Consider the following 23,430-nt stretch of genomic DNA (forward strand, 5'->3'; position numbering starts at 1 on the left):
GGTGTGGGTGGCCCCCCCGGCTCGGCCCTGCCCGGGGGGGGCCCCGGGACCGGCCGCCTCGTCGACACCGGGGCTGTACGCCTGGGTCACGGTGACAGCGGCGTGCAGCAGGATGGCCACCACCACGCTGCCGGACATCGCGTAGAGCGCGACGATGATCATCCGCACGACGATGGTGGTGACGATCCGACCCAGGAGCCACGGCCGCGCATGACCGACCTGGAACAGCGGTATCAGATGCCGGACGGCCCAGACCGCGCCGAGGGTCTATCCGGTACCGGCGATGCCCACGCGTCGCAGCAGGGGATCGGTGGCGTAGCCGGTCCAGCCCAGCTCCTCGCAGCAGGAACGCGATCGGGCGTGGCCGGAAGGGTATGGGAGCCAGACGGTCCCGCGGCGGGACAGGTGATTCCGCAGATCACTGCCGGGCCGGGCCGAGGTACTCGATGCCGGTGACGACCTCGGGCCGGATGCGGAGGAGGTGTTCTCGTCCGCCGGCGAGGCGGGGCCGCAGGGCCGCGCGGTAGCGGGCGAGGTCGGTGGGGTCCGTGACCGGTTCCGCGGTGCCGGTGATGATGACGCACCAGCCGCACTGGGTGTGCCGGTCGAGGGTGTCGGCCTCGTAGGCGACGACCTGCCGGTACGGCGGGACGGTTGTGGCGTCGGTGGTGGTGATGATCGCACCGTCGGCGATGATGTGGTCGACGGGGCGGATGGCGGGTAAGGCGTAGCGGGAGTACACGATTCGCCCGAAGCTGACCTCGGCGAGCAGTCGCAGGCAGGCGGCCTCCGACAGGGGGCGCGCGGTGAGGGGTGCGGCGTCCGCCGCGATGGGCGCGCCCTGTCGGCTGTCGGACGATCGGGGGTTGGATGCGGCCTCGGGGCTGCTCATTGTCGGGCGATCCGCCTTCCCGCACCGGATGCTTGGTCCGCTTCGCTGAGGGCGGAGTTCCCCCGGGAGGCTGCGGCAAACCCGTTCGCCGCCACGATCGCGTTGCCGCTCCAATACACGACCGACCGGTCGGCCACGTGGCCTCAGTCACGCACGGTGGTGAAGAAGTCCGCGAGCGGTCGTCGTGGGGTGGGCGCCACCTCCGGTTCGTCCTCGGGCGCGGTGCCGATGCGGATCACCAGCTGCGGCTGTCCCGGCCGCGGACTCAGCCCGCTCAACAGGGAACGGCCGGACGGCAATTCGGTGAGATGGGTGAGAGGGCAGGTCCCCAGCCCGGCGGCGGTGCATTCCAACAGCACCGCCGACAGCGCCTCCCCGGTGCGCAGCCAGTGTTCCAGCGTATCGCCGGGGGAGCTGAGCACCACCAGGCGGGCGCGGTCCTCGACCTCGGCGCGGCGCAGCCCGGGGGACCCGGCGGGAAAGGCCCGCCCGACGCGCACCCGCCCCGCCTCCGCCTGCGACAGCAGCGCCGCCGGCGGAATGCCGTCCGGACCGGAATGCCCCGCCCACCAGTTCAATTCCGATGCGTACCCGAGATCGTGACGGCGCAGTGCGGCCGCCTGCTCCGAGGCCGCCGCGAGCCGGTCCCGCATCCCCTCGCCGATCTCGTCGAGTTCGAGATAGTGGGGAGAGACCAGCATGCGCAGCCGCGGCAGCACCACATCCCAGCCGCGCGGCGCCGCCATCGGCAGCCGGTCGGTCCGCCGCCGGTCGATGACCCGAGCACGGGCGCGCAGTCCGGCAGGCGGGTCCGCCCACGGCCGGAATCGGATCTCCGCCAGATGGTCCGGGCGCTCGAGTGCGGGCAGGCGGACGGTATCGGTGTGCCAGCCGTACGCGCCGAAGATGGTACGCACATGGTGCAGCATGGCCCCGCAGCTGATCACCAACTGCCGTCCGCGCGGATCAGCCCAGTGGAGCAGCCGATCCGAGTCGCTGTGCAGGTGCAGCCGCGCGCCGTCGAACACCCAGCGCCACGGTTGCGTGTTGTGCACCGAGGGCGCGCGGGAAGCCAGCCGCATCGCCTCGGTGATCGTCCGGTGATCCGGCAGTACGGGAGGAAGCTCCATAGCGGTCATACATCGAGTGTTCGCCCCGCGTTCGCCCCCGCATACCGCCTTTGCGCACCGTCGGCAGAGCCGTTGGTCCCTTCCGCGATGGCCAGCCGTTCGGCGCGCTCCTTGATCCCCAGGAACATCTTCCGCTCCATGACCAGACTGCCCGGCTCCATGACCAGCCGATACGCGAACCGTCCGAGTGCGGTGGACCCCGGACGCGAGATGCGGTTGCGACTGACCAGCCGGGTACCCGCGCCGTCGGGGATAAGGGCGAAGGCCCACACCCACGATCGATCCTTCGCGGCGAAGACCAGGGTCCGCTCGATATCGACTACCTCCACACGCATCCGCGGCCCCGACAGCCCCAGGGCGATCACCTCGCCGACGGAGATCTCCTGGAACTCCGGCAGAATCCGGTCCGCGCTGTGCATATCCAGCCCGAGCAGGTTCTCGATCCAGTCGTAGGTGTACGCCCCACCCCGGCCGGGGCCCATCTGCACCAGCCAGGGCCAGACCGCTGCCGGTGGCGCGGCGATCCGAATCGCCCTGGTGGCCACCACATCCGCCCGCGGGGCCAACTCGTCGCCCGGCATGGCGCCCGCCACCTCCGCGGCGGTGGCTCCCCAGTGCAGCACCGCGTCGCGCACCACGGGTACCCGCGACCCGGCCGCCAGCGCGGCCGCGGCCGTCGCCGCGGCGATGCCCGCCGCCGTCATAGCCTTCATGATCCTTCTCCTCCCACTCGGTCCCCCGATCGTCCGGCTCCGGGCATCCCCGTACCAGAGTCGAACGGACCCCCGTGGCGGGCCGTTGGTATCCGGGCGCTGGTATCAGGGCAGGCCGAACAGGCGGGCGGCATTGTCGTGACAGACCGCCCGCAGCCAGTCGTCGCCGAGGTTCAGACGGTCGAGGGCGTGCAGCGCGTGAGCGTAGGGGTAGGGAATATTGGGAAAGTCGCTGCCGAACAGAATGCGGTGCGAGACGTCGCGCAGGCGGGGGAGGGCATCGCCGGGAAAGGGGCTGTCGGCCTCGAAGAAGTCGGTGAAGTTCATGGTGGTGTCCAGCAGGACGTTGTCGTACCGCTGTGCCAGGTCCAGGAATTCGACGTATTCGGGGGAGCCCAGGTGCGCGATGATCAGAGTCAGGCGGGGAAACCGGCGCAGCAGTTCGGCCATGGGTTCGGGGCCGGTGAAAGCGCCCGGGGCGGGACTGGATCCGCAGTGCACGAGCACCGGGACGGCGGCATCCTGGAGCAGCCCCCAGACCGGGGTGAGCAGCGGATCGCAGGGATGGAAGTCGCCGACCTGGAGGTGGATCTTGAAGATGCGGGCTCCGGCGTCGACGGCGGCCTCGACATAGCTGTCCACCCCGTGTTCGGGGTAGAAGGTGGCGGTGTGCAGGCAGTCGTGGGTGCGGGCGGCGAAGTCGGCGGTCCATTCGTTGAGCCAGGCCGCCATATCGGGACGGTGCGCGTAGACCAGCGAGGTGAAGGCGCGAACACCGAAGCCGCGCAGGGTCTTCAGCCGCACCTGCTCCTCGTCCCGGTAGACGATCGGCCATTCGCGGCGGGTGAGCGGCCCCGCCGAGTCGAAGTACGCCCACACCTTGCGCATGACCTGATCGGGCATGAAATGCGTGTGGATGTCGACGAGATGCGAAAGGCCCAGGCGGGTACGGAGTTCGGCGGGGTAGTCGGGGTCGGTCACCGGTTCTCCTGTCCGGTCGGCGGATAGAGCGTGCGGGCGTGATCGCCGACGCGGGTGACCAGCCGGTCGAAGAACAGTTCGGGATCGGTGCCGACCACGATGTCGGCATTGGGTTCCCGGCCCCACATGCCCGCCCAGTCGGCGACCGTCGTGGCACGGGTGAGGGTGCCGACCAGTTCGACATCCACGGCGGCGGGCCGGGTCACGGCCAGCTGTGGGTCCAGCGCCACAGCCGCCGCGAACGGATCGTGCATATGCGCCAGGTACCCCTGGTCGTGCATGCGGTGGAAGTCGAAGTAGAACCGCACCGCGTCGGTGAAGTACCGGATGATCGGGTTGCTCGCCGCCGACCGGGCGTGCGGGGGGTCGCTCTCGGTCACCGTCTCCACCGGCGTGCTGCCCGCCCGCTCCGCCAGCAGCACCAGGTGTTTGGGCCGCATCTCGATGGTCTCGGTGATGTCGAGCGCGCACACCAGCGGCCGCCGATCCGCCGGTGCCGCGGCGAAGGCGTCGAACACCTCCTTGGCGGCCTCCGGGTCGACGTGCACATTCCATTCGTTGGTGGGCGTCGTGTTACCGGGATGGTTGAACGCGCCGCCCATGATCACCAACCGGCGCAGCAGGCGGGGCAGCTCCGGCTCCAGCCGCAGGGCGAGCGCGAGATTGGTGAGCGGCCCCGTGCAGAGCCCGACGATCTCCCCGGGATGTTCGCGTACCAACTCCACCCACATGCGCGCCGCCGAGCGCGGCGACAGCTCCCGCGCCGACACCGGCAGTTCGGCGTAGCCGACGCCGTGCGGGCCGTGGGTGTCCTCGGTGGTGCGCAGGGGAATCGCCAGCGGCTCCGCGGCACCCAGCGCCACCTCGATCTCCGGCGCCCGGCACAGCTCGAGCCAGGCCAGGTTGTTGGCCGCCACCTGCTCGACACCCACATTGCCCGCGGTGGCGGCGATCCCGACGATCTCCGCCTCGGGCGAGGCGAGCAGATAGAGCAGGGCAAGCGAGTCGTCGATACCGGTGTCGACGTCCATGATGATCTTCTGCCGCACCAGTCGAGACTAACGCCGCTCAATACGAGGGCAGCACACAGTCCTCCGTGCCGCTCAGCATGCGCGTCATGACAGGTCGCATGATCCGGGTGGTCATGAGCTTGCCCATGGTCTGCGCCGCCTTCAGCCCGATCTCGCTGCGGGGCAGCATCATGGCGATGCCGCCGCCCGGCAGCTGCTTGGCCCTGTCGAGGAACGGCGTCACGGCCGCGTCGTAGCGGGCCAGCGCGGCCATCGGGTCGGCGGGCGTGCGCGCGATCTCCCCGGCCAGGATGTAGGGCCCGACCAGCGCCATGGCGGTCCCCATCCCGGTCAGGGGCGATCCGCAGAAGCCGGCATCGCCCAGCAGCGCGATCCGTCCGGACGTCAGGCTCGGCATATCCACCCGGGCGAGTTCGTCGAAGTAGAAGTCCGAGGCGTCGGCCATGCCCGCCACGACGGTCGGCGCGAGCCAGCCCGCCCCGGACAGCATGTCGCGAATCAGCCGCCGCTGGATGTTCTTGTCCCGCCGCAGCGCGGGATCGGCATCGGTGCGCAGCGTGACGATGGCCTTGCAGGTCGAGGGATCGGCATCGGGGCGCAGCCCCACCGACGCCTTCGGCACCGCGTGCATGGTCATCCACCCCGGCTCGATACCCGACGGTGTGGTGCGGCGCAGTCGTGAGATCCTGCCGCTGAGTCTCGAGAACGGCGTGCGCGTCGCTCGCGATCCCGACCAGCAGCGGGTCATGTCCGAGGCCGTCGGGAACGCCTGGGACGAACTCGCCGCCACGCTGCGTGAGCAGGCCCCCGACCTCGACGCGGCCGCGGCGCGCGCGGTCGCCCGGTTCTATTTCGTCCAGTTCCAGGGACTGGCGCTGCTATCGCTGGTCGCGCCGACGGCCGCCGTCTGCGACAGCGGTGAATTCGTCCGCGTCGCGGCCGTTCTGGGACGGAGCTAGCGCTTCAGCCGGGCGGGATGTGCCGTAGCCGGGAGAGCGCCAGCGCCGACAGCACCAGGGCCGCGCCCGCCGCGATGGCGGCGGTGACGTGCATACCGGTCAGGAAGGCGTGCTTGGCGGCGTCGGCGACCGTGGCCCCCAGGTTGCCGGGCAGGGCATTGGCCAGGTGTATGGCGGCCCCGAGGGTGTCCCGCGCGGTGGCGATATCGGGCTCACGCAATCCATAGGGCAGGGTGTCGGCCAGCTGGGTTCGATAGAGGGCGATACTGACACTGCCGAGTATCGAGATGCCGAGCGCCCCACCGAATTCCGCGCCCGTCTCGGCGAGTCCGGAGGCCGCGCCGGCCTGCTCCTGCGGCGCCGTGCCGACGATCAGTTCGGTGGTGATGCCGAATACGGGTGCCAGCCCGAACGATACGAGCAGCGAGGCGATGATGGTGAGCACCACACCGCCGGTGACGCTGATCTGGGTGAGCAGGAGCAGACCCAGCGCCGCCATCGCCATGCCGCCGCCGATCATGTACGCCGGACGCACCACCCGCCCGATCCGGGGACCCAACTGTGATCCGATCATGAATCCGAGTCCGGCCGGAATGGTGGCCAATCCGGCCCGCAGCGGTGACATCTCCAGCACCAGCTGCAAATACTGCGCCACGAACAGGAAGTACCCGAAGGCCACGAAGATGGCGAGCAGGTTGATGGTGAGGGCGGTGCGGAAGCTCCCCAACCGGAACAGGCGCAGGTTCAACATGGGTTCGGGGGAGGAGAGTTGGCGGCGCACGAAGATGAGGCCGACGCCGAGTCCGGCCAGCAGCGGCATGACGGCCTGCGGGCCCGGACCGTCCTGGGCGGCCTGTTTCATACCGAAGACGACCAGCAGCACCGCGCCCGTGCACAATACGGCGCTGATCAAATCCAGCTTGCCCGCATCGGGATCGCGGAATTCCGGCAGGATGCGCGGCGCGAGCACGATCAGCAGCACCATGACGGGCACCGCCAGCAGGAACACCGCGCCCCACCAGAATTGCTCGAGTACGAGTCCACCCGCCAGCGGGCCGATCGCGCCGCCCACCGAATAGGACCCCACCCAGACCCCGATGGCCACCGACCGCTGGGCGGGATCGCGAAACATGGTGAATATCAACGACAGTGTGGACGGTGCGAGGGTGGCCCCGGCGACGCCGAGCAGGGCACGGCAGGCGATGAGCACCGGCGCGGTGGGGGCGAAGGCGGCGATGATCGACACCGCGGCGAAGGCCGCGGCGCCGACCATGAGTAGTCGCCGCCGCCCCACTCGGTCGCCGATGGTGCCCATGGTGAGCAGCAGCCCGGCCACGAAGAAGCCGTAGACGTCGATGATCCAGAGCAATTGCGTACTGGTGGGCCGCAATTCGGCGCTGATCTGGGGAACCGCCAGGTGCAGGACGGTGAGGTCCATGGAGTACACCAGACAGGCGAGCGCGAGCACCGCCAGTCCGGCCCACTCACGCCCACCTCCCTTGCCGGTGCTGGTTTCCGCAGCGGTGAGCAAGGGCCCGGGCGTGTCCACGATGACGTTCCTCCATACGCGTGCCGGCGCAGCTGTCGGTACTCACGATGTCGGTTTCAGCATCTCACTTATTAACGCCACAAATGCCTGGTGGGGAAAGGGAATTCAGATTTTCTGCGATGTACGAACAGGTGCACTTGCACGATCTTGATCGGGCAACGCTCCGGCAGGCGTGAAAAGCCGGGCGGCAGAACAAGACCGGGCGACCGGTCTGCTGCCGTGCCGGTGCGTGACGGATGGCCCGGGCCGCCTGCGGAGCACGCGATCGGGTGATAGCGCAGCGTAAGCCGAGGATCAGACCCCGTCGTCGGGGCGCGGCTGCCAGTCGGGAGCGTCACCGCCGTACGGGCGGGCGGGCCAGGAGTAGTCCGGGTAGTCCGCGAGCGCCGGGACCGCCGTCGTCAGCGTGTCGTGGACGGCCGTGTACGCCGCGCTCGGTGGTGTCGCCGGGCCGTGCTCTGGGTTGCGGCCGGATGCGGCGAGCAGCCAGGACGCCGTGCGCGCCAGCGTGACCCGCACATCGCGTCCGATGCCGTCGCGATCCCGGGCGGTGAGCGCGTCCACGACCCCGGCGGCGAGTAGATACCCGGTGGCGTGATCCAACGCCTGCGCGGGCAGCGCGCCGACCGGCACGCCGCCGGGATTCGCCTGCGCGCCTTCGATGAGCGAGATACCCGAGGCGGCCTGCACGATGCTGTCGAAACCGCGCCGCGCACCCCACGGACCCGACTCACCCCACGCACTGACCCGCGCGTGCACGATGCCCGGCCGGGTACCCGCCGCATCCACCCCGGCGGCCTCCAGCGCGCCGGGCCGGTAGCCGGTGACGAGAACATCGGCGGTGGACAGCAATTCGTCGAAGACGGCGCGGTCTGTACGCAGATCCAGCAGGGTGGAGCGCTTGCCCTGGCAGAGGTCGAGATACTGCCATCCGATCTCCGGCAGCAGCGGAGGGTCCACCCGCAGCACGTCCGCGCCCAGCAGTGCCAGCGACCGGGTGCTCACCGGTCCGGCGATCACCCGGGTCAGATCCAGGACCCGCACCCCGCGCAGCGGCAGCATCTGCGTGGCCGCGCCGACGGTGTCGAACTCACCGCTGTCGGCGCGTACGTCGACGGCCACCAGCGGACCGTCCGCCGCGGCCTTGCCCTGCGGGCTGTCCGCCCACTCGTGTTCGGTGCGCACCCGCACCGCGATGGCCGCGAATTCGTCGGCCCGCGACTCGATCTCGGCGGCGGGCAGTGCGGCGATGCGCGCGGCGACGGTGGGACGGTCGGCATCGGCGGGCAGGTCCAGCATGGTCAGCAGGCGCGCACGGTGATGCGGATAGTTGGCGTGCGTGCGCACCCACCCGTCCGCGGCCTCGAAGAAGCCGGACAGTTCCGCGAACTGGTCGACGCCCGCGCCGTCGATCCGGAGCAGTTTCTCGCTCGAGAACGACGCCGCCACCCGGGCCGGTTCGAGCCGCTGCGGCAGGGCGGCGAACCCGGTGGCTTCACGCCGCCGGTCGGTCGCCGCCGCGAAGGCCGCCACCGCACCGCCCGCCAGCGACCAGACGGGCAGGGTGGCAGCCAGATTGGACTCCGGATCGGGTGGGGCGGGCATACTCGACGCGGTGACGCCTATCCCGGCCTCGTAGTCGCGGACCAGCGCTGCACACGTATCCACCCGTTCGACAGTACTGCGCGAAGGAGAACCTCGTTGGTGGCGAATCTCACCGGTACCGCTTGGCTACGACAGCTACGGCCCGACGCCGAGGCGACTACAGTGCTCGTCTGCTTTCCGCCGGGTGGGGGAGCGGCCACCGCCTATCGTGCCCTGGCACAGGAATTCGGCAGCGGCACAGCCGTCTACGCGGTGCAGTATCCGGGCAGGCAGGACCGCCTGAGCGACCCCGTCGTCACCTCCCTGACCACCCTCGCCCAACAGTCCGCCGCCGACCTGTTGCGCTGGCCAGCCACCGTCCGCCTGGCCCTGTTCGGGCACAGCATGGGCGCGACCGTCGCCTACGAGACCGCCCGCGCCCTGGAAGCGGCCGGTCGCGACCTGGCCCACCTGTTCGTCTCCGGCCGCCCGGCCCCCGCCCACGAGGAATCGGCCCGCCTCCACCTGGCCCCCGACTCCGCCCTCATCGCCGACCTGGAACGCCTCGCCAACGACCCCACCTCGGTCGCCATCCTCCGCACCGAACCCTCCCTGGCCGACCTGGTCCTCCCCGCCGTCCGCGCCGACTACCAGGCCGTCGAAACCTACCGCCACCAACCCACCACCCCGCTGCGCACCCCGATCAGCGCCCTGGTCAGCACCGACGACCCCACCACCACGGTCACCCAAGCACACGAGTGGGCCACCTACACCACCGCCGACTTCGCCGCGGCAACCTTCCCCGGCCGCCACTTCTACCTCGACCTCCCCGATAACCTCCGCCCCCTGGCCGAATTCGTCACCAGCCGCCTGACATGAGTGTCGCTCCGCCGCCGTGGATTCGGATCGAACGGACGGGCGGGCCTCCGTGCTGAGAAGCTTGGTTGCCGTCCCCCATGGAAAGATCGTATGGGGAGCGAAGGGAGGTTCGGTATGGCTGGCTCGGCGACGCCGACACAGCTCGGTGTGTACGAATACGTCGCGGGTAGACCGCAACGGGTGGCCCAGTTTCGGTTGACCACCGATGACACGGTGGTGTTGACCTTGACCGATGATCTAGGCTGCCCGCAGGCTCAGCAGTGGTACGACGAAGGTGTCGAGGTCCAGGAGGGACCGAACGTGATGCCGACTGCCGGTCCTGCCTTCATGCGAGCGCTGCTGCAACCGATGCGGATGGGCTACTGCCGGTTGGTCGATGAGAGCCATGCTGCGTCGCCCAGGGAATCGGACCCCCCGGGCCACCGCGAGGACCGTCCGGTTCGGTAATCCTCGATGCCCAGCCCGTTAGGTGAGTCGTGGGAGCATGTCTATGGTCGGCTGCTGAGTGCGTTGAAGCAGCTCGAAGGCGGCCTGGTCGGATATTACCGTGGTACACGGACTCAGCTGGATTCCTCTACGGGCACGTTGTCGGGCACGGACCGAACAATCGGCCAGATTCTGAACGAGCAGAACACCGCAGTCGCTACGCGTGGATCGACGGCGGCGGGTGGCCGCGGTGGGGTCTATACGCCGCCTGCCGGTGAGTTGGAGATGCGGCGGCGGCAACTGCGAGACCAGGACTCACAGGACGAAGACCTGGTGTTCACCTCGAACACGGTGCGCATCCTGCCGTCCGACGATGCCGGAACCCTCAACGTCTACAAACCTTTCACCGGCGAATCCTTTGGGAAGCGAAACTGGATCACCCACGAGCAGGGCCAACTGGCCCGGCGTGAAGTCGCCGCCTACCGTATCGATCAACTGTTCGGGTTCGGAAGAGTACCCCCGACCGCCCTGATCGACGGCCCGAACGGCCCCGGATCGGTGCAACAGTTCGTCGAGCTCGACCGCGGAAAGCGATGGGATGAATACGACCCCATCCAGCAACAGCAAGTCGCTGTTCTGCACTGGGTCATCGGGAACTCCGACGGACACCGAGCCAATTACCGGCCGGATCTCAACGGCGACCTCGTGGCCTTCGATCATGGCTATTCGCTGCCCGAAACCCCCGACCCCGCGCGCGGAGGACGGGAATTCATCCTGAACTCCGACTTCGTCACGCTCCACCAGGGCAGTGTGGACCCCCTCGACGAGAGCGTGCTCCGCGCGTCGACGCAGTGCGACCCGAACACGTCCGTGCCGCACTCGAAGATCTCGACCTCGACGAAAGCGCCATCAGCGGAGCGCTGAGCCGCCTCGAGCAAATCCAACAACTACGTCGTATCCCAGCAGCTGGCTGATCCTCCCACTCCGAAACTTGATCGAACGGACGCGGCGTCGCCTACGGCTGATGAACGGATCACCGATCGTCCGACGTGTCAGAACCTGCGTTCAGCGGGGCGGAAGGTCTCGCTCAGTCTGTCATAGGCGTTGCGCACGTTGTCGGGGATGTGTTCTCGGACGATGTGGCCTTCATCGGGGTACTCGTCGAGGCGTTTGATCTCGCCCATGGTGATGGCGACGATCGACTTCGGGTGCGGGGCCGTGGTGGCGTCGGGGCGGTTGCCGTATTTCATGTAGTTCTCGAGGGAGACGTCGGCGGCGGGTATGGCGACGTGCTCGACGTCCGGACACTGTTTCATGAGCGTGCCCCACACGCGTCGGGCGTGAAAGGGAGTGCACACTCCGATCACCGAACTGACGTCGCGGCCGTGCTGCTCGAGCATCCGGACCGAGTAGACCGCGTTCTGGCCGGTGTTCTGAGCGAGTGGTTCCTCGATGATCTGGTTCGGGTTGAGGTTCAGCTTTTCCGCCGCCAGCCGGAACTTGGCTGCCTCGCCCCGATATCCGGAGAAGACGACTGGCACATCGCCGAGGCCACGGTCGCGGACCAGGTTCGCGATCACCGACGACCCGCCGATGTCACGGCTGCCGAAGAAGATGATGCCGCCGTAATTCCGCTCGGGGTCGAACGCCCACTTGGGGTCGTGCCGGAGGTAGTCCCACACGGTTCTCAGATCCGACACCGTCCGGTCGGTGTCGACGCCCCGAGCCCGCAGTTCCTCCCACCACGCCGTGTGCACGTCGTCGTTGCGCCCCCCGATGACCTGATCATCGCGAATCAGAGCACGACCGGAGGAATCGACGGGAATAGCGCTGCGGTGGTCGGCGTGAACCAGTACCCCGGCAGTCTCCCGGCTCCCACCCCCCAGTTCATGCGAGGATCTGCTGATACCCGATGCGCCGGACGCCAGCGCTCGCGCCGTCCGCTCGGCGATCTCACGCGCGGCAGCAGCCGCCGCTCGGCCGCCCGGCTCGGTCATCCCCTTGTCAGCGCTCCCGAATCCCGCTGTCCACGAACCGGTCCCACGCCACTCCGTCGAAGTTCAGCACGGGTCCGCCGGGATTCTTCGAATCGCGCACCGCAACCCCGCCGTCCTCGAACTTGATCTCGACGCATTGCTTCGAGGTTTCGCTGCGGGTGGATTTGAACCACTTGCTGACCGGCGGATTGCTCACTCCGCGAACTCCTTTGCCACGCGCGACACCATGTCTCGGGTGCCGTTCTCGTCCAACGCTACAGCGTCGAGGTCTGCGATCGCGGTTCGATACAAGTCGATCGGCGGCAGGAAGCGAGCGCAGTGCACAGGTAGGGGAGTGGGCCGAATGTCTTGGAACGTATGGACTGTGGGGCTGATGCTGGTGGGCATCGCCGTATTCATTTGGGCGATGTGGGGCATTCGCGACGATCTCCGAGAGGGCCGGGAGCGGCCCCCTTTCGTGCTCCCGTACGTCAGAGGCGAAGGGGGCGGTAGAGGTTCCCCGCTTGGCGACGCACGGACTGCATCGCGCGGGGCGGGCTCGGCATCGCCTCCCGGCGCGGATCGCGTTCGGCGACCGAGGCTTCGGGGTCAGGTGACGGCTGTGAGCGAGCCCGACCGTGCGCCCTGCCCCGCATGGGGCGAGTACCAGCTCGCCCGTCACACCCTCCAGGCGCATCAGACCGGCCGTTTCGCCGACTGCGACCACAAGGCCCGCGCGTTCCGCGCCTTGATCGCGGCTTTCGGAGCCGAAGTCGCCGAGTTCACGGCCCTACTCGACGACGCCCTGTCCACGGAGCCCGACCCGGTCGGCCGCTTCGCCGCAACCGCGCTGTCCGCCGACTAGCGAATGCACTTGTCGCCGATCGGCGGGCTGTGCAGCAGCGGGAGCCACACCCGGTCCACGATCTCGGTGATCGCAGTGTCGGGCACCGGCTGGAGCGTCATCAGCAGGTCGTGGCGGAGCAGGTCGAACGGCAGGTTCACGATGCGTGGCGGCCAGTGTCTATCGGGGAGGTCGCCACGCTCGACGGCGCGCGCGAGGATGCGCTCGAACGGCGGCTGCTGGTCGGGACGCAGGGCGGCGCGCAGTTCGCCGAAGTTGGTTCCGGTGGCCAGGAAGTAGTCCGCCAGGAGCGCGTTCATCAACACGATCGTGCGCGCGCGGTCGGAGTTGACGGCTCGCAGGAAATCGATCGCATCCGAACGCAGGCTTCCGGTATCGGGTATCTCGATACGCGGCCAGTGCGCGGCGAGGGTGGCCAGCAGTAGCTCCTCGCGTTGCGGCCAGCGTCGGTAGAGCACCGGTTTACTGGTGCCCGCCCGGGTCGCGACAGCATCATAGGTGAATCCGGCGTAACCGCTGTCGGTCAGCACCGACCAGGCGGCCGCGAGAATGGCTTCTTCCAGGCGGGCTCCGCGCCGACGCGTGGCGCCCTCCCGGCCGCTCGGCGCGGGATTCCCGGCGCGGCTGTCGTCCGCTGTGACACTACTCGCCTTTAGATCCACTTGAGTATCTTATCCTGCGGTCTTATCGTAGTGATCATAAGAAACTAATCCGTATCTAAAGCTGCTTCGAGAGGGGGAGCACTCATGTCGACGATCAATGCCGCACTCGTGGAATCGTTCGATGAACCACCGCGCTATCGGTCGATTCCCGAGCCGCGGCCCGAGTCCGGGCGCGAGGTCGTGAACGTCCTCGCGGTCGGCCTGCACCCGGCCACGAAAGGCATTGCCGCGGGCAAGCACTACACCAGTCCGACCACATTGCCGGCCCTCGCCGGCGCCGACGCCGTGGTACGCCGGGCGGACGGGAGCCTGGCCTATGTGATGCCGATGGGCGCGGGCAGCCTCGCGCAGCGGCTGCTCATCGACCCGACCACCGCGATCCCCGTGCCCGCCGACGCGGACCCCGCGGTCGTCGCCGCGACGATGAATCCGGCCATGTCGTCGTGGGGCGCGCTGCGCACGCGGGTGTCCTTCGAGCCCGGCAAGTCGGTCCTGGTGCTCGGGGCCACGGGCAATGTCGGATCGATGGCGGTGCAGGTCGCGCGCCATCTCGGCGCGGACAGGGTGGTGGCGGCCGGGCGCAATCGTGCCCGCCTGGAGGAATTGCAGGCCCACGCCGACGAAGTCGTCGCGCTCACCGCCGACGAGGATCGAACCGCGGCAGCGCTCGCCGCGGCAGCGGCCGAGGTCGATGTGGTCCTGGACTATCTGTGGGGACCGCCGACCCAGCTCGCCATGCGGGCGGTGCTCGACGCCCGCACCCAGCACACCCGGCTGTTGGACTGGGTGCAGATCGGCGGCATGGGCGGCCCGGAGATCACCCTGTCGGGCCATGCATTGCGCTCCAACGCATTCCGCATCCTCGGCAGCGGCTTCGGCGCGGTCTCTCACGAAGCCTTGCATCAGGTGCTGTGCGAGGTCGCCGAAGCGATCGCCGCCGGTGGTCTGCTCGTGCGCCCGCGCCCGGTCCCGCTGGCGGAGGTCGAAAAGGCATGGGTCCACGACGACGCACCCGGCGAGCGGACCGTCATCATGCTGTAGTGCCATACCAACATGCGGATATGCGTCTCCATGAATGGAAAATAGCGCGTCATATCCGACGGTGAGGGGGAGCGGTGCCCGCTAGCTCCATCCCTACTGCGTCATGCCGCAACAACGAGTCGGCCGTCTCGCGGCGCGGCGCAGTAAGGGGAGGGGAGCCCCGCGAACCCTGGATTGACCTCGTCGGATCGGCAGGGAGTATTGCGAAACTCGGCCGACCGGTCAGGTGGCTCACGGACAGGGTGTGCAGCAGGCGATATTTATACGGCAATATGCGCATCTAACTATGAAAGATCCTCACCAGACGAGACAACCGACGAAACCCTCCGGACCCAGAAAGAAGCCAAGAGGGGAAGGGCTGCTACCAGTTGGAGGGTTCGTAGTCCTTGAGGAACACACCGAAGAGGTCGGTGCCCGCCTCACCCTGGACGATCGGGTCGTAGACGCGCGCCGCGCCGTCGACCAGGTCGAGGGGAGCGTGGAATCCTTCCTCGGCCAGTCGGATCTTCGTGTAGTGCGGCCGCTCGTCGGTGATCCAGCCGGTGTCCACGGCGGTCATGAGGATGCGGTCGGCCTCGAACATCTCGCGGGCGCTGGTGCGGGTGAGCATATTGAGCGCGGCCTTGGCCATATTGGTGTGCGGGTGCCCCGGACCCTTGTATCCCCGGTGGAAGACGCCCTCCATGGCGGAGACGTTCACGACGTACTTGCGGCGCGCGGGGGAGGCGGCCAGGGCCGGGCGCAAGCGCGAGATGAGAATGAACGGGGCGACCGAGTTGCACAGCTGCACCTCGAGCAGTTCGGTGGCGTCGACCTCCGCCACGGTCTGCACCCAGCTGTTGGTGTGGGCGAGATCGGGCACCAGCCCCCCGGCGTCGATGGCGACGCCGCGCGAAATGCGTTCCGGGGTGGCCGAACCCGCGACGAGTGCGAGTTCGGTGATATCCGCGGCGGTGAGATCGGGCGTCAGCGACGCGGTGAGCGCCGTCGGATGCGCCTGCATGGTCTTGCCGAAGGTGATCTTCTCGGGCAGCTGTCCTGCGGGCAGCGGCCCGTTCTCGGCTTCGACGAGCGCGCTGTAGGAACCGGCGGACCGCCGCACGGTCTGGGCGGCGTTGTTGATGATGATGTCGAGCGGACCCTGCGCCGCCACATCGTCGGCGAGCGCGACGACCTGCGCGGGGTCGCGCAGGTCGATGCCGACGATGCGCAGCCGGTGCAGCCAGTCGGCGCTGTCGGGCTGGGCGCTGAAGCGGCGGATGGCGTCATTGGGAAATCGCGTGGTGATGGTGGTGTGCGCCCCGTCGCGCAGCAGCCGCAGCGCGATGTACATGCCGATCTTGGCACGGCCGCCGGTCAGCAGGGCGCGTTTGCCGGTGAGGTCGGTGCGCGCGTCACGTTTGGCGTGGCTCTTGACGGCGCAGTCGGGGCAGAGCTGGTGGTAGAAGGCGTCCACGCGGGTGTAGCGCTGCTTGCAGATGTAGCAGGGCCGCGGTTTGAGCAGGGTGCCGGCGGAGGCTCCGGGCGCGTTGGAGCTGATGGGTATACCGGCGGTCTCGTCGTCGATCCGATTCGGCGACGCCGTGGCGGTCGCGGCCATGACCTCACGGTCGGCATTGGCCACGGCCTCGCGGGCTTCGATGCGCCGCCGCTGCTTGAGCTTCTTGAACATGTGCCCGACGGCCCGCTGCACGGCGATGGAGTCGGGATGGTCCTTCTCGAGCTGCCCCGCCCGTTCGAGCACCCGCAGGCAGATCGCCAGTTCGTCGGGGTCGATGGCCGTGGTGTCGGCGTTGTCCGGGGTGGTGTGCGCGGCCATCGGGAGGCTGGGTGTTCCTTCGTGCGGGGGTCGGGTTGACGGCCCATTATCGCAGAGCAGAACTGGGGGCCGGCCACGGTGGTGGGCCGGACCGGTACAGCCCATGGACCGGGCTGTACTGGAAGATCGAGACCGGCACCCAGTCCTACCGGCTCACTCGCACCGCCCTCAACAACACTGGAGGCACCGCTGCCACACCCGCACCGCAGCAGCCATTGGAAATCGTGCCCTGAACACCTGTTTATCCGCGAATGACGAGATCACCTCCGATGCCCGCGAGCCAGGCCCTGAACTCGGAAGGCGCGACCCGTGACCACACCCACGGCGTGTGCGACACGGAAGGACCGGGCACGATGTCGGATTGGCGGTGGCAGTGGCGCAGGAACCGGCGGGTTTCGCGCGTGACGTCATCGCGCGAGCGGGGTCTACACCGCGGAGGCTGAGCCGTTGGGTGGGGGTGCCAGTCGGGCGGCGGCCTCGAGTTGATCGCGAAGGGTCGAGATCACCGCGTCCCGGGACGTATTTTCGAGATAGGCGACGCGGGCGGTGAGTACATTGACCAGAAATATGGCAGGCGTGAGAACTGGTGAAACATCAATTCCGACACTGACATCCGGTGGCTTTGTCACGATCACTGGTGTCAGATCGTCGAGACCGGCAAGAACGTGATTGAGCGCCTGTCCTGGATTGTCAGGGTCGCCGAGTGCTGTCGCCGTTTCCAGGAGCAAGTTGCCGACGCGGCTCGCGTGTTCGGTGAGGCCGACTTGGGCGGTGGCCTCGGTAGCGAGTCGGGTGTCGTCTGCGAGCACGCGGTCAGCTCGGATCTGAAGCGCGCCAGCGTGGCCGGAGCGGGTCGTTATCGAGACGTTGATTCCCAGTGGCCTTCCCGCTTCGTCCCACAGGGGTGTGTCGTCATCGTCGGATTGCGGATCGGCGGCGAGGTGTTGGGCTGCGGATCGGTCGACGATGCCGTCGGCGACTGGCATCCAGATCCCCAACACATCGTGTGGCGCACTCCCGTGCAGTTGGACGGTCCATTTGCCCGCCGTAACAGCTATTTGGCCGAAGATGTCGTAGTCGTCGGACTCCGAGGTATCGACGGAAGCCAGGGGCGCGATAGCCCGAATGGCGTCGGCGAGGGCATTGGGACTGAATGTTTCGACGATGTCGACCGCGAACGCTCCGCTTCGTTTTGGGTTGGTCCAGTCGATGTCTCGGTCGAGACGAATCCACCGGTCCGCGAGCTGACTGATCTGACGGGACGCTCGCCGCGCCCACCAGTCCACGTCGCCACGCACAGCGCTGATGGTCGGCGACGCGAGAAATTCCGCTTGGTCGAAGCCGTAGTCGTCCTTGATCGTTCCGGTCGCGTATCCACTCGCGGTCAGGACGAAGTCGCCGGTGACGATGCCGAATGTGGTGGAGTATGCCGCCGAGACTCCGACGATCCCGCTCTCCGTGAGCCTGTCCGCAGCCTCGCGGAGTGCTTCCGAAGGAGAGTCGACGATAGATTGCCACTCCGGGACACCCATTGACACGCAGTCTCCTCATCGGTCCTCTTCGCGTTATGCCCGAGCCTATGACGGATACTCAGGTACCTGTTCCATGTGATGGGAAGAGCGCTTGCCGACGATGACATCGGCAGCGGAAAGCCTGTGCCAGTTTCGTTGCCCACAAACAACGTTGGGGCAGACCACGCATGGCAGTGCCCTGAGCGGCAACTGGCTAACTGGCAGCCACTGGTTGCCGCGCAGTCCTTCCACGCCTTCGGCGGCGCGGGCAGCTACGCGCTTGCTGGCCTGCGGGCCGACTTGAATCGGTTCATCACCGTTGTTCAGAACGTCAGGATCCCCGTGGAAGACCTTCACACGCTACCGTTCTGACACGCCCGCCGACCGGACACGCCGACGCGGGTGACGTTGAAATTCGTGGATACACCCACCACGGATCGACCCCGAGTGACGCCGGGATTCGCGGATGGCCGGTCTCGGAATTCGTACTTACGGCCAAGCCAGCGTGGCCGGTATCCGGGGATGCCGTAATACGACACCGCACGATTATCCGGCGGTGGCTCGCTACTGGTCGGCAAGCTCACCGACTGCAGGGCGTGTCGTCATCGGTGTCGCGTTCTTACAAGAGGTGCGAGCGCGGCGCGTGTGAGGATCTGATCATGCGAGCTACTGGAACTTTCGAGGTCAAGTCATTCACCCCTACCGATGTGGTTCCCGATCCGGCGATTCGGACGGCGTTGGGGGTGGGTGTCGCGCGGATGGAGAAGGTGTTCGATGGTGAGGTCGAGGGGCGGGCGGCGACATTGTTCACGTCGGCGTTCGATGAGGAGTCCGGGGTGGGCACGTATGTGGCGATGGAGTCTTTCGAGGGCAGTGTGAACGGGCGGGTGGGGACGTTCAATTTCCTGCATTCGGCGTCGACTACCGGAGCGGATCGGAGCGGGGAGTTCTTCACGATCGTGCCGGGCAGCGGCACGGGTGAGTTGGCGGGCATCAGCGGGGGTGGCGGTCTCGCCGTGGACGCGGACGGAACGCATCGGATCTGGTTCGACTACGAGGTGGGCTGACGGCCCGCGGCCGTGGGGGCGATGAGTTCGGCGGGTCCATGTCGTCGCTATTGCGAAACCTCTGGAGAAGGAGTGACCCATGGTTATCGTGGCTGGCCACATCACCGTCGAGGCGCGGGATCGGGATGCGTATCTGGATGCGTGCGTGTCGGTGGTCGAGCAGGCGCGGGCGGCGGCGGGGTGCCTGGATTTCGCGATCTGCGCCGATCTGACCGACCCCGGCCGGGTGAATGTGTTCGAGCGGTGGGAGTCGCGGGAGGCGGTGGAGGCGTTCCGGCGTAGCGGTCCCGAGTTCGAGCCGGGGGCGGCCATGCTGTCGGCGGCGGTGGCGGAGTACGACGTCGCCGATGTGCGTGTGTTGTCGGGGTAGCGGTCAGTCGGGGGTGGCGGGGACGATGTCGAGGGCCGCGGCGGTGTGGTGCTGGCCGAGTTCGCGGGCGCGTTCGGCGAGCAGACGCAGCAGGGTGGCGGGGATTTCGTCGCGGACCTGAACGAGGGCGTCCCACACCACGTTCGGGGTGTCGGGGGTGAGGGCGGCGAGAAAGTCCTCGAGGTCGTCCATGCCGTCGATGATGTCGAGTACGCGGGCGCGGCCGTCCTGGTCCTGGGCGAGGGCGATGTCGACGAGGGTATGGATGTTGTCGCCGCGGGCGGCGGCGAGCAGCCCGGCGAGCATCTGGTCGCGGGTGAGCTCGCCGATGCAGGCGGCGAGGGCGGGGGTGGCGTGGTCGGGGAGCGCGTCGACCAGTGGCAGTGCCTGTGACCAGAGTTCGTGTTCGGCGGTGCCGGTGATGACGGCACGCAACAGGTCGGGTTCGTGCATCACCGGGAGGGCGGCCATGCGGCGGCGGTGTTCGTCGGTCATGGCGAGGGCGAGGGGGATCATGGCGTACCAGAGTCCGGCGGCGTCGGCGTCGCGGATGAGTTCGGTGAGCCGTTCGTCGGATTCGGCGGCGACGCGGGCGGCGATGAAGGCGAGTTGCGGCGCGGGCAGGTGTGGTGCGAGGGGGAGCAGGTTGCGCCAGTGTCCGTGGTCGAGTGCGGTGTCCATGATGGCGGTGAGTACGGCTTGGTCGTGGACGGCGTCGCGTTCGGCGAACAGGCGCAGACTGTCGTGGCTCATCGCGCTGGTGATGGGCAGCAGGGTCGCCCAGGCGTCGAGTCGGTGGACGGCGGTGATGAGGGCGTCGAGGACGTCGCCGCCGAGTCCGGCGGCGATATCGCCGATCCAGGCGCGGTGCTGGGGTGCGATGGAGTCGAGCAGGTCGATGCCTTCGGCCCACATGTCCTGTTCGGCGGCGGCGCGGATGACCCCGGGGACGCGGTCGGCGACCACGTGCAGCACCTCGTCGATGGCGGTTTTGTCCTCGAGCAGGAAGGCGATGCGCAGCAGGTCGGTGTCGCTCATGATGGGCGCGGCGGCGCGCAGCGCGGGTTCGGGGACGACGTGCACGAACCGTCCCATGGTGATGTGGTCGCCGCGGGCGAGGAGTTCGCGGGCGACGGTGGCGACCATGGCGGGTGGTACGGCGGCGATGATGTCGCCGGTGCGGCGCGGGTCGAGTTGGACGGCGCATTCGGCGAGGAAGCGCGGCGGCAGCGTTTTGGCGATGTCGACGGCGCGGCGCGGGTCGACGGTGGAGGCGGTGGCGGCGCACAGGACGGGTCCGAAGGCGCGTTCGGCGATTCTGCCGCTGATGGTGGCGGGGACGAGGGTGCTGGCGGCGGCGACGCGGTGCAGGCGTTTGGCGTCGCGGTCGAAGAGCAGGTCGGTGACGCGTTCGCGGAACTCGCGGAGGGCGTCGGGCGGCAGGTCGACGAGGAAGTCGAGTTCGGTGGGGTCGGTGAGGCCGAGGACGCGGGCGAGTTTGGTGGTTTCGGCGACGGCGACGAGGTGGTGGCTCACAGTCCGAGTGCTTTCTTGACGGCGGGGCGCATGAGGCGCGGCACGTAGTCGAGGGAGGTGTCGATGGCGGCGTCGAGGTTGGCGGCGTGGCGGCGCAGGGCGTCGTGGAGGAGCCGGTCGAGTTCGGTGAGTTCGCTGTCGGTGAGCCGTTCGAAGGCGGCGGGGAGCGGTGCTCGGAGGGTGTCGCCGAGTTGGCGTGCTGCGTCGGACATCGGGTTCTTTCCGGTTCGGTGTCGCGGAGCGTTCCGGCGTTGGGGCCGGGTGCGACCCCTCGCGCCCCGGACCGTACCGCCGGTACGCCTATCGATACTGGCAGTACGGTCGCGGCGAAATCAATCCCGTCTGCGACACCCAGGGTGTGGCCTCTGTCACGGGTATGCCCGGTTACGAGCGGGCAAAACGGGGGCGGTGGCCGTGACCCACGGCCGTACCGGTGGTACGTGTACAGTTCTCACCGTGGCGCGCACCAGTTCCGGATCGGCCCCGCGCTCGATCACCCGTGACGAGATCGTGGACGCCGCGATCCGTGTGATCGATCGTGACGGCCCCCGCCCCAGCATGGACGACATCGCCCGCGAGGCCCGGATCACCAAGCCGCGGCTGTACCGCCAGTTCGCGGACAAGGCCGATCTGTACGCCGAGATCGCCGACCGCACCACGCGGCTGGCGTTCGCCTCGGCGGGCACCGATATGACCCTCGTGCTGCAACCGCCGCGGGCGGCGCTGCGGCGGGTGTTCACCGAATACGCCAACGGAATCCTGGAGCACCCCAATGTGTTCCGCTATCTCGGCCAGGCCCCCATGCTGCAGCAGGCCGACGGTGCGGTGCTCCAGGTGGATCTGGGCCGCAACGCCGCGCGCAAGCTCACCAAGATGGCGATCACGGTCGCCGAGGCGATCCCGCTGGACACCACCGGTATCGAGTATCTGTCCCGGGCGCTGATCGGCGTCGTGGTGTCGGTCAGCGATCTGTGGCTGGCCGACTCCGCTACCCCGTCCGCCGAGGACACGACCGAATTCATCGAGCGCACAACACAACTGGTGTGGGATCTGATCGACGGTTTCCTGCGACGGCAGGGTATTCGCGCCGATCCGGACGTGCCGATCTTCGCCACGCTGGCGGAGGTGAACCAGTCGCGCGGTGGGGAGTCGTGAGGTCGCCACGCGTGGCAATCCCGGGTTGTTGACACTTCGCCAATAACCCTGCACTCTTGTCTCGACGCGCCGGACAGGCGGCGCGCGAGAGCAGAGGAACGCGACGATGGCACGGCCCGCATGGAGCGACGACGAAGTCGAGGCGGTACGAGGACTGGCGACCACCTTCTTCGAGAAGGAAGTGATCCCGCACGAGGAGAAATTCGTCGAGCAGGGACATCCCGATCGCGAGTTGTACCGGCGCGCCGGCGAACTGGGGCTGCTGTGCGCGGCCATCCCCGCCGAGTACGGCGGCGGTGGCGGCACCTTCGCGCACGAGGCGGCCATCATCGAAGCGCAGTGCCATTGCGGCGACGGCGCCATGGGCATGCCGGTGCACTCCTCCATCATCGCGCCCTACGTGCACGAATTCGGCACCGAGGAGCTCAAGCGGCGGGTACTGCCCAAGGCTGCCAGCGGCGAGATGGTGCTGTCCATCGGCATGACCGAACCGGGCACCGGATCGGATCTGCAGAACATCAAGACCCGCGCGGTGCGCGAGGGTGACGAGTACGTCATCACCGGGTCGAAGATCTTCATCTCCAACGGCTGGCTGTGCGACGGCATCATCATCGCCGCCAAGACCGACCCCACCCAGGGCGCGGCCGGCGTCTCGCTCATCTTCGCCGAGGTGAACGACGAGACACCCGGATTCACGCGCGGCCGCATCCTGTCCAAGATCGGCGGCAAGGGCCAGGACACCGCGGAGCTGTTCTTCGACGGCCTGCGGGTGCCCGCCTCGAATCTGCTGGGTTCGGCCGAGGGCCAGGGCTTCTACCAGATGATGCAGATGCTGGCGCAGGAGCGGCTGGTCACCGCCATCATGGCGGTGGCGATGATGGAGAAGGCGGTGGAACTGACCGTCGACTACACCAAGGGCCGGGAAGCGTTCGGCAAACCGCTGTTCGCCATGCAGAACACCCGATTCGAGCTCGCCGAATGCGCGACCATCGCCACCGTGAGCCGGGTCTTCCTGGACGACTGTCTGGTCAAACACGTGGCGGGGGAACTCGATATTCCCACCGCTGCCATGTCGAAGTACTGGCTGACCGACCAACTGGGTATCGTGGTAGACCGCTGTCTGCAACTGTTCGGCGGCTACGGATACATGACCGAATACCCGATCTCCCAGCTCTACACCGGCGCCCGAGTGCTGCGGATCCTGGCGGGCGCCAATGAGGTGATGAAGGATCTCATTGCCCGCTCACTCTGACACCGAGTCGCGGCCCACGCCCGGCAGCGACA

25 protein-coding genes are annotated in these 23,430 nt (G+C 68.1%); 9 read left to right on the top strand and 16 right to left on the bottom strand.

Annotated features, from left to right (window positions below):
- Positions 1 to 418 precede the first annotated feature (418 nt).
- The 6 genes from QK444_RS10085 to QK444_RS10110 form a co-directional block, all read right to left on the bottom strand.
- A complete protein-coding gene (locus QK444_RS10085) occupies positions 419 to 892 on the bottom strand; it encodes a pyridoxamine 5'-phosphate oxidase family protein (protein ID WP_282779217.1) in 474 nt (157 codons plus the stop codon).
- 143 nt (positions 893 to 1,035) lie between these two features.
- The gene (locus QK444_RS10090) at positions 1,036 to 2,031 is read right to left on the bottom strand and encodes a hypothetical protein (RefSeq protein WP_282779218.1); all 996 of its coding nucleotides are present in this window, start codon (positions 2,029 to 2,031) and stop codon (positions 1,036 to 1,038) included.
- Positions 2,028 to 2,735: an SRPBCC family protein gene (locus QK444_RS10095; RefSeq protein WP_282779220.1), complete on the bottom strand. Its 708-nt coding sequence runs from the start codon at positions 2,733 to 2,735 to the stop codon at positions 2,028 to 2,030. The genes QK444_RS10090 and QK444_RS10095 overlap by 4 nt, the downstream gene beginning before the upstream one ends.
- Before the next feature lie 105 nt (positions 2,736 to 2,840).
- Positions 2,841 to 3,716 carry an amidohydrolase family protein gene (locus QK444_RS10100; protein ID WP_282779221.1) on the bottom strand — a complete coding sequence of 292 codons (876 nt, stop codon included), beginning with the start codon at positions 3,714 to 3,716 and terminating at the stop codon, positions 2,841 to 2,843.
- The gene (locus tag QK444_RS10105; protein WP_282779250.1) at positions 3,713 to 4,768 is read right to left on the bottom strand and encodes a nucleoside hydrolase; all 1,056 of its coding nucleotides are present in this window, start codon (positions 4,766 to 4,768) and stop codon (positions 3,713 to 3,715) included. The genes QK444_RS10100 and QK444_RS10105 overlap by 4 nt, the downstream gene beginning before the upstream one ends.
- Before the next feature lie 16 nt (positions 4,769 to 4,784).
- Positions 4,785 to 5,378: a hypothetical protein gene (locus QK444_RS10110; protein WP_282779222.1), complete on the bottom strand. Its 594-nt coding sequence runs from the start codon at positions 5,376 to 5,378 to the stop codon at positions 4,785 to 4,787.
- Here QK444_RS10110 and QK444_RS10115 point away from each other — a divergent pair.
- Complete coding sequence (locus QK444_RS10115; protein WP_282779224.1) at positions 5,377 to 5,706, top strand: hypothetical protein; 330 nt, start codon at positions 5,377 to 5,379, stop codon at positions 5,704 to 5,706. The two genes, QK444_RS10110 and QK444_RS10115, sit on opposite strands and share 2 nt — an antisense overlap.
- Positions 5,707 to 5,710: 4 nt before the next feature.
- Here the strand turns inward: QK444_RS10115 and QK444_RS10120 are convergent, their stop codons facing one another.
- Positions 5,711 to 7,255: an MFS transporter gene (locus QK444_RS10120; protein WP_282779226.1), complete on the bottom strand. Its 1,545-nt coding sequence runs from the start codon at positions 7,253 to 7,255 to the stop codon at positions 5,711 to 5,713.
- Positions 7,256 to 7,549: 294 nt separating this feature from the next.
- Positions 7,550 to 8,860, bottom strand: coding sequence for a CoA transferase (locus tag QK444_RS10125; RefSeq protein ID WP_282779253.1), 1,311 nt, complete (start codon positions 8,858 to 8,860; stop codon positions 7,550 to 7,552).
- 99 nt (positions 8,861 to 8,959) lie between these two features.
- Between QK444_RS10125 and QK444_RS10130 the strand changes: the two genes are divergently transcribed.
- Positions 8,960 to 9,718: an alpha/beta fold hydrolase gene (locus QK444_RS10130; RefSeq protein ID WP_282779255.1), complete on the top strand. Its 759-nt coding sequence runs from the start codon at positions 8,960 to 8,962 to the stop codon at positions 9,716 to 9,718.
- Positions 9,719 to 10,228: 510 nt separating this feature from the next.
- Positions 10,229 to 11,068, top strand: coding sequence for a hypothetical protein (locus QK444_RS10135; RefSeq protein ID WP_282779228.1), 840 nt, complete (start codon positions 10,229 to 10,231; stop codon positions 11,066 to 11,068).
- Between the two features lie 128 nt (positions 11,069 to 11,196).
- On the opposite strand, the gene QK444_RS10140 is transcribed toward QK444_RS10135, so the two are convergent.
- Both QK444_RS10140 and QK444_RS10145 read right to left on the bottom strand, forming a co-directional pair.
- On the bottom strand, positions 11,197 to 12,141 hold the full coding sequence (locus QK444_RS10140) for a YdcF family protein (RefSeq protein WP_282779230.1): 945 nt from the start codon (positions 12,139 to 12,141) through the stop codon (positions 11,197 to 11,199).
- A 7-nt stretch (positions 12,142 to 12,148) separates the two neighbouring features.
- The gene (locus QK444_RS10145) at positions 12,149 to 12,337 is read right to left on the bottom strand and encodes a DUF397 domain-containing protein (protein WP_282779232.1); all 189 of its coding nucleotides are present in this window, start codon (positions 12,335 to 12,337) and stop codon (positions 12,149 to 12,151) included.
- Between the two features lie 405 nt (positions 12,338 to 12,742).
- Here QK444_RS10145 and QK444_RS10150 point away from each other — a divergent pair, with 405 nt between their 5' ends.
- Positions 12,743 to 12,985, top strand: a complete 243-nt coding sequence (locus QK444_RS10150; RefSeq protein ID WP_282779234.1) for a hypothetical protein — start codon at positions 12,743 to 12,745, stop codon at positions 12,983 to 12,985.
- Here the strand turns inward: QK444_RS10150 and QK444_RS10155 are convergent.
- On the bottom strand, positions 12,982 to 13,647 hold the full coding sequence (locus QK444_RS10155; RefSeq protein WP_282779235.1) for a TetR/AcrR family transcriptional regulator: 666 nt from the start codon (positions 13,645 to 13,647) through the stop codon (positions 12,982 to 12,984). The genes QK444_RS10150 and QK444_RS10155 overlap by 4 nt on opposite strands.
- 84 nt (positions 13,648 to 13,731) lie before the next feature.
- Here QK444_RS10155 and QK444_RS10160 point away from each other — a divergent pair, with 84 nt between their 5' ends.
- Positions 13,732 to 14,688, top strand: coding sequence for a zinc-binding alcohol dehydrogenase family protein (locus QK444_RS10160; protein WP_282779237.1), 957 nt, complete (start codon positions 13,732 to 13,734; stop codon positions 14,686 to 14,688).
- 361 nt (positions 14,689 to 15,049) lie between these two features.
- Here QK444_RS10160 and QK444_RS10165 read toward each other — a convergent pair whose 3' ends face one another.
- From QK444_RS10165 to QK444_RS10175, 3 genes are all read right to left on the bottom strand, one after another.
- A complete protein-coding gene (locus QK444_RS10165) occupies positions 15,050 to 16,507 on the bottom strand; it encodes an SDR family NAD(P)-dependent oxidoreductase (protein ID WP_282779238.1) in 1,458 nt (485 codons plus the stop codon).
- A gap of 425 nt (positions 16,508 to 16,932) precedes the next feature.
- The gene (locus QK444_RS10170) at positions 16,933 to 18,045 is read right to left on the bottom strand and encodes a hypothetical protein (RefSeq protein WP_282779240.1); all 1,113 of its coding nucleotides are present in this window, start codon (positions 18,043 to 18,045) and stop codon (positions 16,933 to 16,935) included.
- A 39-nt stretch (positions 18,046 to 18,084) separates the two neighbouring features.
- Complete coding sequence (locus QK444_RS10175; protein WP_282779241.1) at positions 18,085 to 18,375, bottom strand: hypothetical protein; 291 nt, start codon at positions 18,373 to 18,375, stop codon at positions 18,085 to 18,087.
- Between the two features lie 302 nt (positions 18,376 to 18,677).
- On the opposite strand from QK444_RS10175, the gene QK444_RS10180 reads away from it, so the two are divergent.
- Together QK444_RS10180 and QK444_RS10185 are read left to right on the top strand one after the other, a co-directional pair.
- Positions 18,678 to 19,085, top strand: coding sequence for a DUF3224 domain-containing protein (locus QK444_RS10180; RefSeq protein ID WP_195146756.1), 408 nt, complete (start codon positions 18,678 to 18,680; stop codon positions 19,083 to 19,085).
- Positions 19,086 to 19,164: 79 nt separating this feature from the next.
- Positions 19,165 to 19,455, top strand: coding sequence for an antibiotic biosynthesis monooxygenase family protein (locus tag QK444_RS10185; RefSeq protein ID WP_282779243.1), 291 nt, complete (start codon positions 19,165 to 19,167; stop codon positions 19,453 to 19,455).
- A gap of 3 nt (positions 19,456 to 19,458) precedes the next feature.
- Here the strand turns inward: QK444_RS10185 and QK444_RS10190 are convergent, their stop codons facing one another.
- Both QK444_RS10190 and QK444_RS10195 read right to left on the bottom strand, forming a co-directional pair.
- Positions 19,459 to 20,991 (bottom strand): hypothetical protein, encoded by a 1,533-nt coding sequence (locus QK444_RS10190; RefSeq protein WP_282779245.1) that lies wholly within the window; start codon positions 20,989 to 20,991, stop codon positions 19,459 to 19,461.
- Positions 20,988 to 21,203 carry a hypothetical protein gene (locus QK444_RS10195; RefSeq protein ID WP_039813580.1) on the bottom strand — a complete coding sequence of 72 codons (216 nt, stop codon included), beginning with the start codon at positions 21,201 to 21,203 and terminating at the stop codon, positions 20,988 to 20,990. Before QK444_RS10195 ends, QK444_RS10190 begins: the two co-directional genes overlap by 4 nt.
- 244 nt (positions 21,204 to 21,447) lie before the next feature.
- Between QK444_RS10195 and QK444_RS10200 the strand changes: the two genes are divergently transcribed.
- Together QK444_RS10200 and QK444_RS10205 are read left to right on the top strand one after the other, a co-directional pair.
- Entirely contained in the window at positions 21,448 to 22,146 is a 699-nt protein-coding gene (locus QK444_RS10200; RefSeq protein WP_282779248.1) for a TetR/AcrR family transcriptional regulator, read from the top strand.
- 106 nt (positions 22,147 to 22,252) lie between these two features.
- The gene (locus tag QK444_RS10205; protein WP_282779249.1) at positions 22,253 to 23,398 is read left to right on the top strand and encodes an acyl-CoA dehydrogenase family protein; all 1,146 of its coding nucleotides are present in this window, start codon (positions 22,253 to 22,255) and stop codon (positions 23,396 to 23,398) included.
- Positions 23,399 to 23,430 lie beyond the last annotated feature (32 nt).

It is taken from the genome of Nocardia sp. CC201C, assembly GCF_030010695.1.
GTDB classification, from domain to species: domain Bacteria; phylum Actinomycetota; class Actinomycetes; order Mycobacteriales; family Mycobacteriaceae; genus Nocardia; species Nocardia otitidiscaviarum.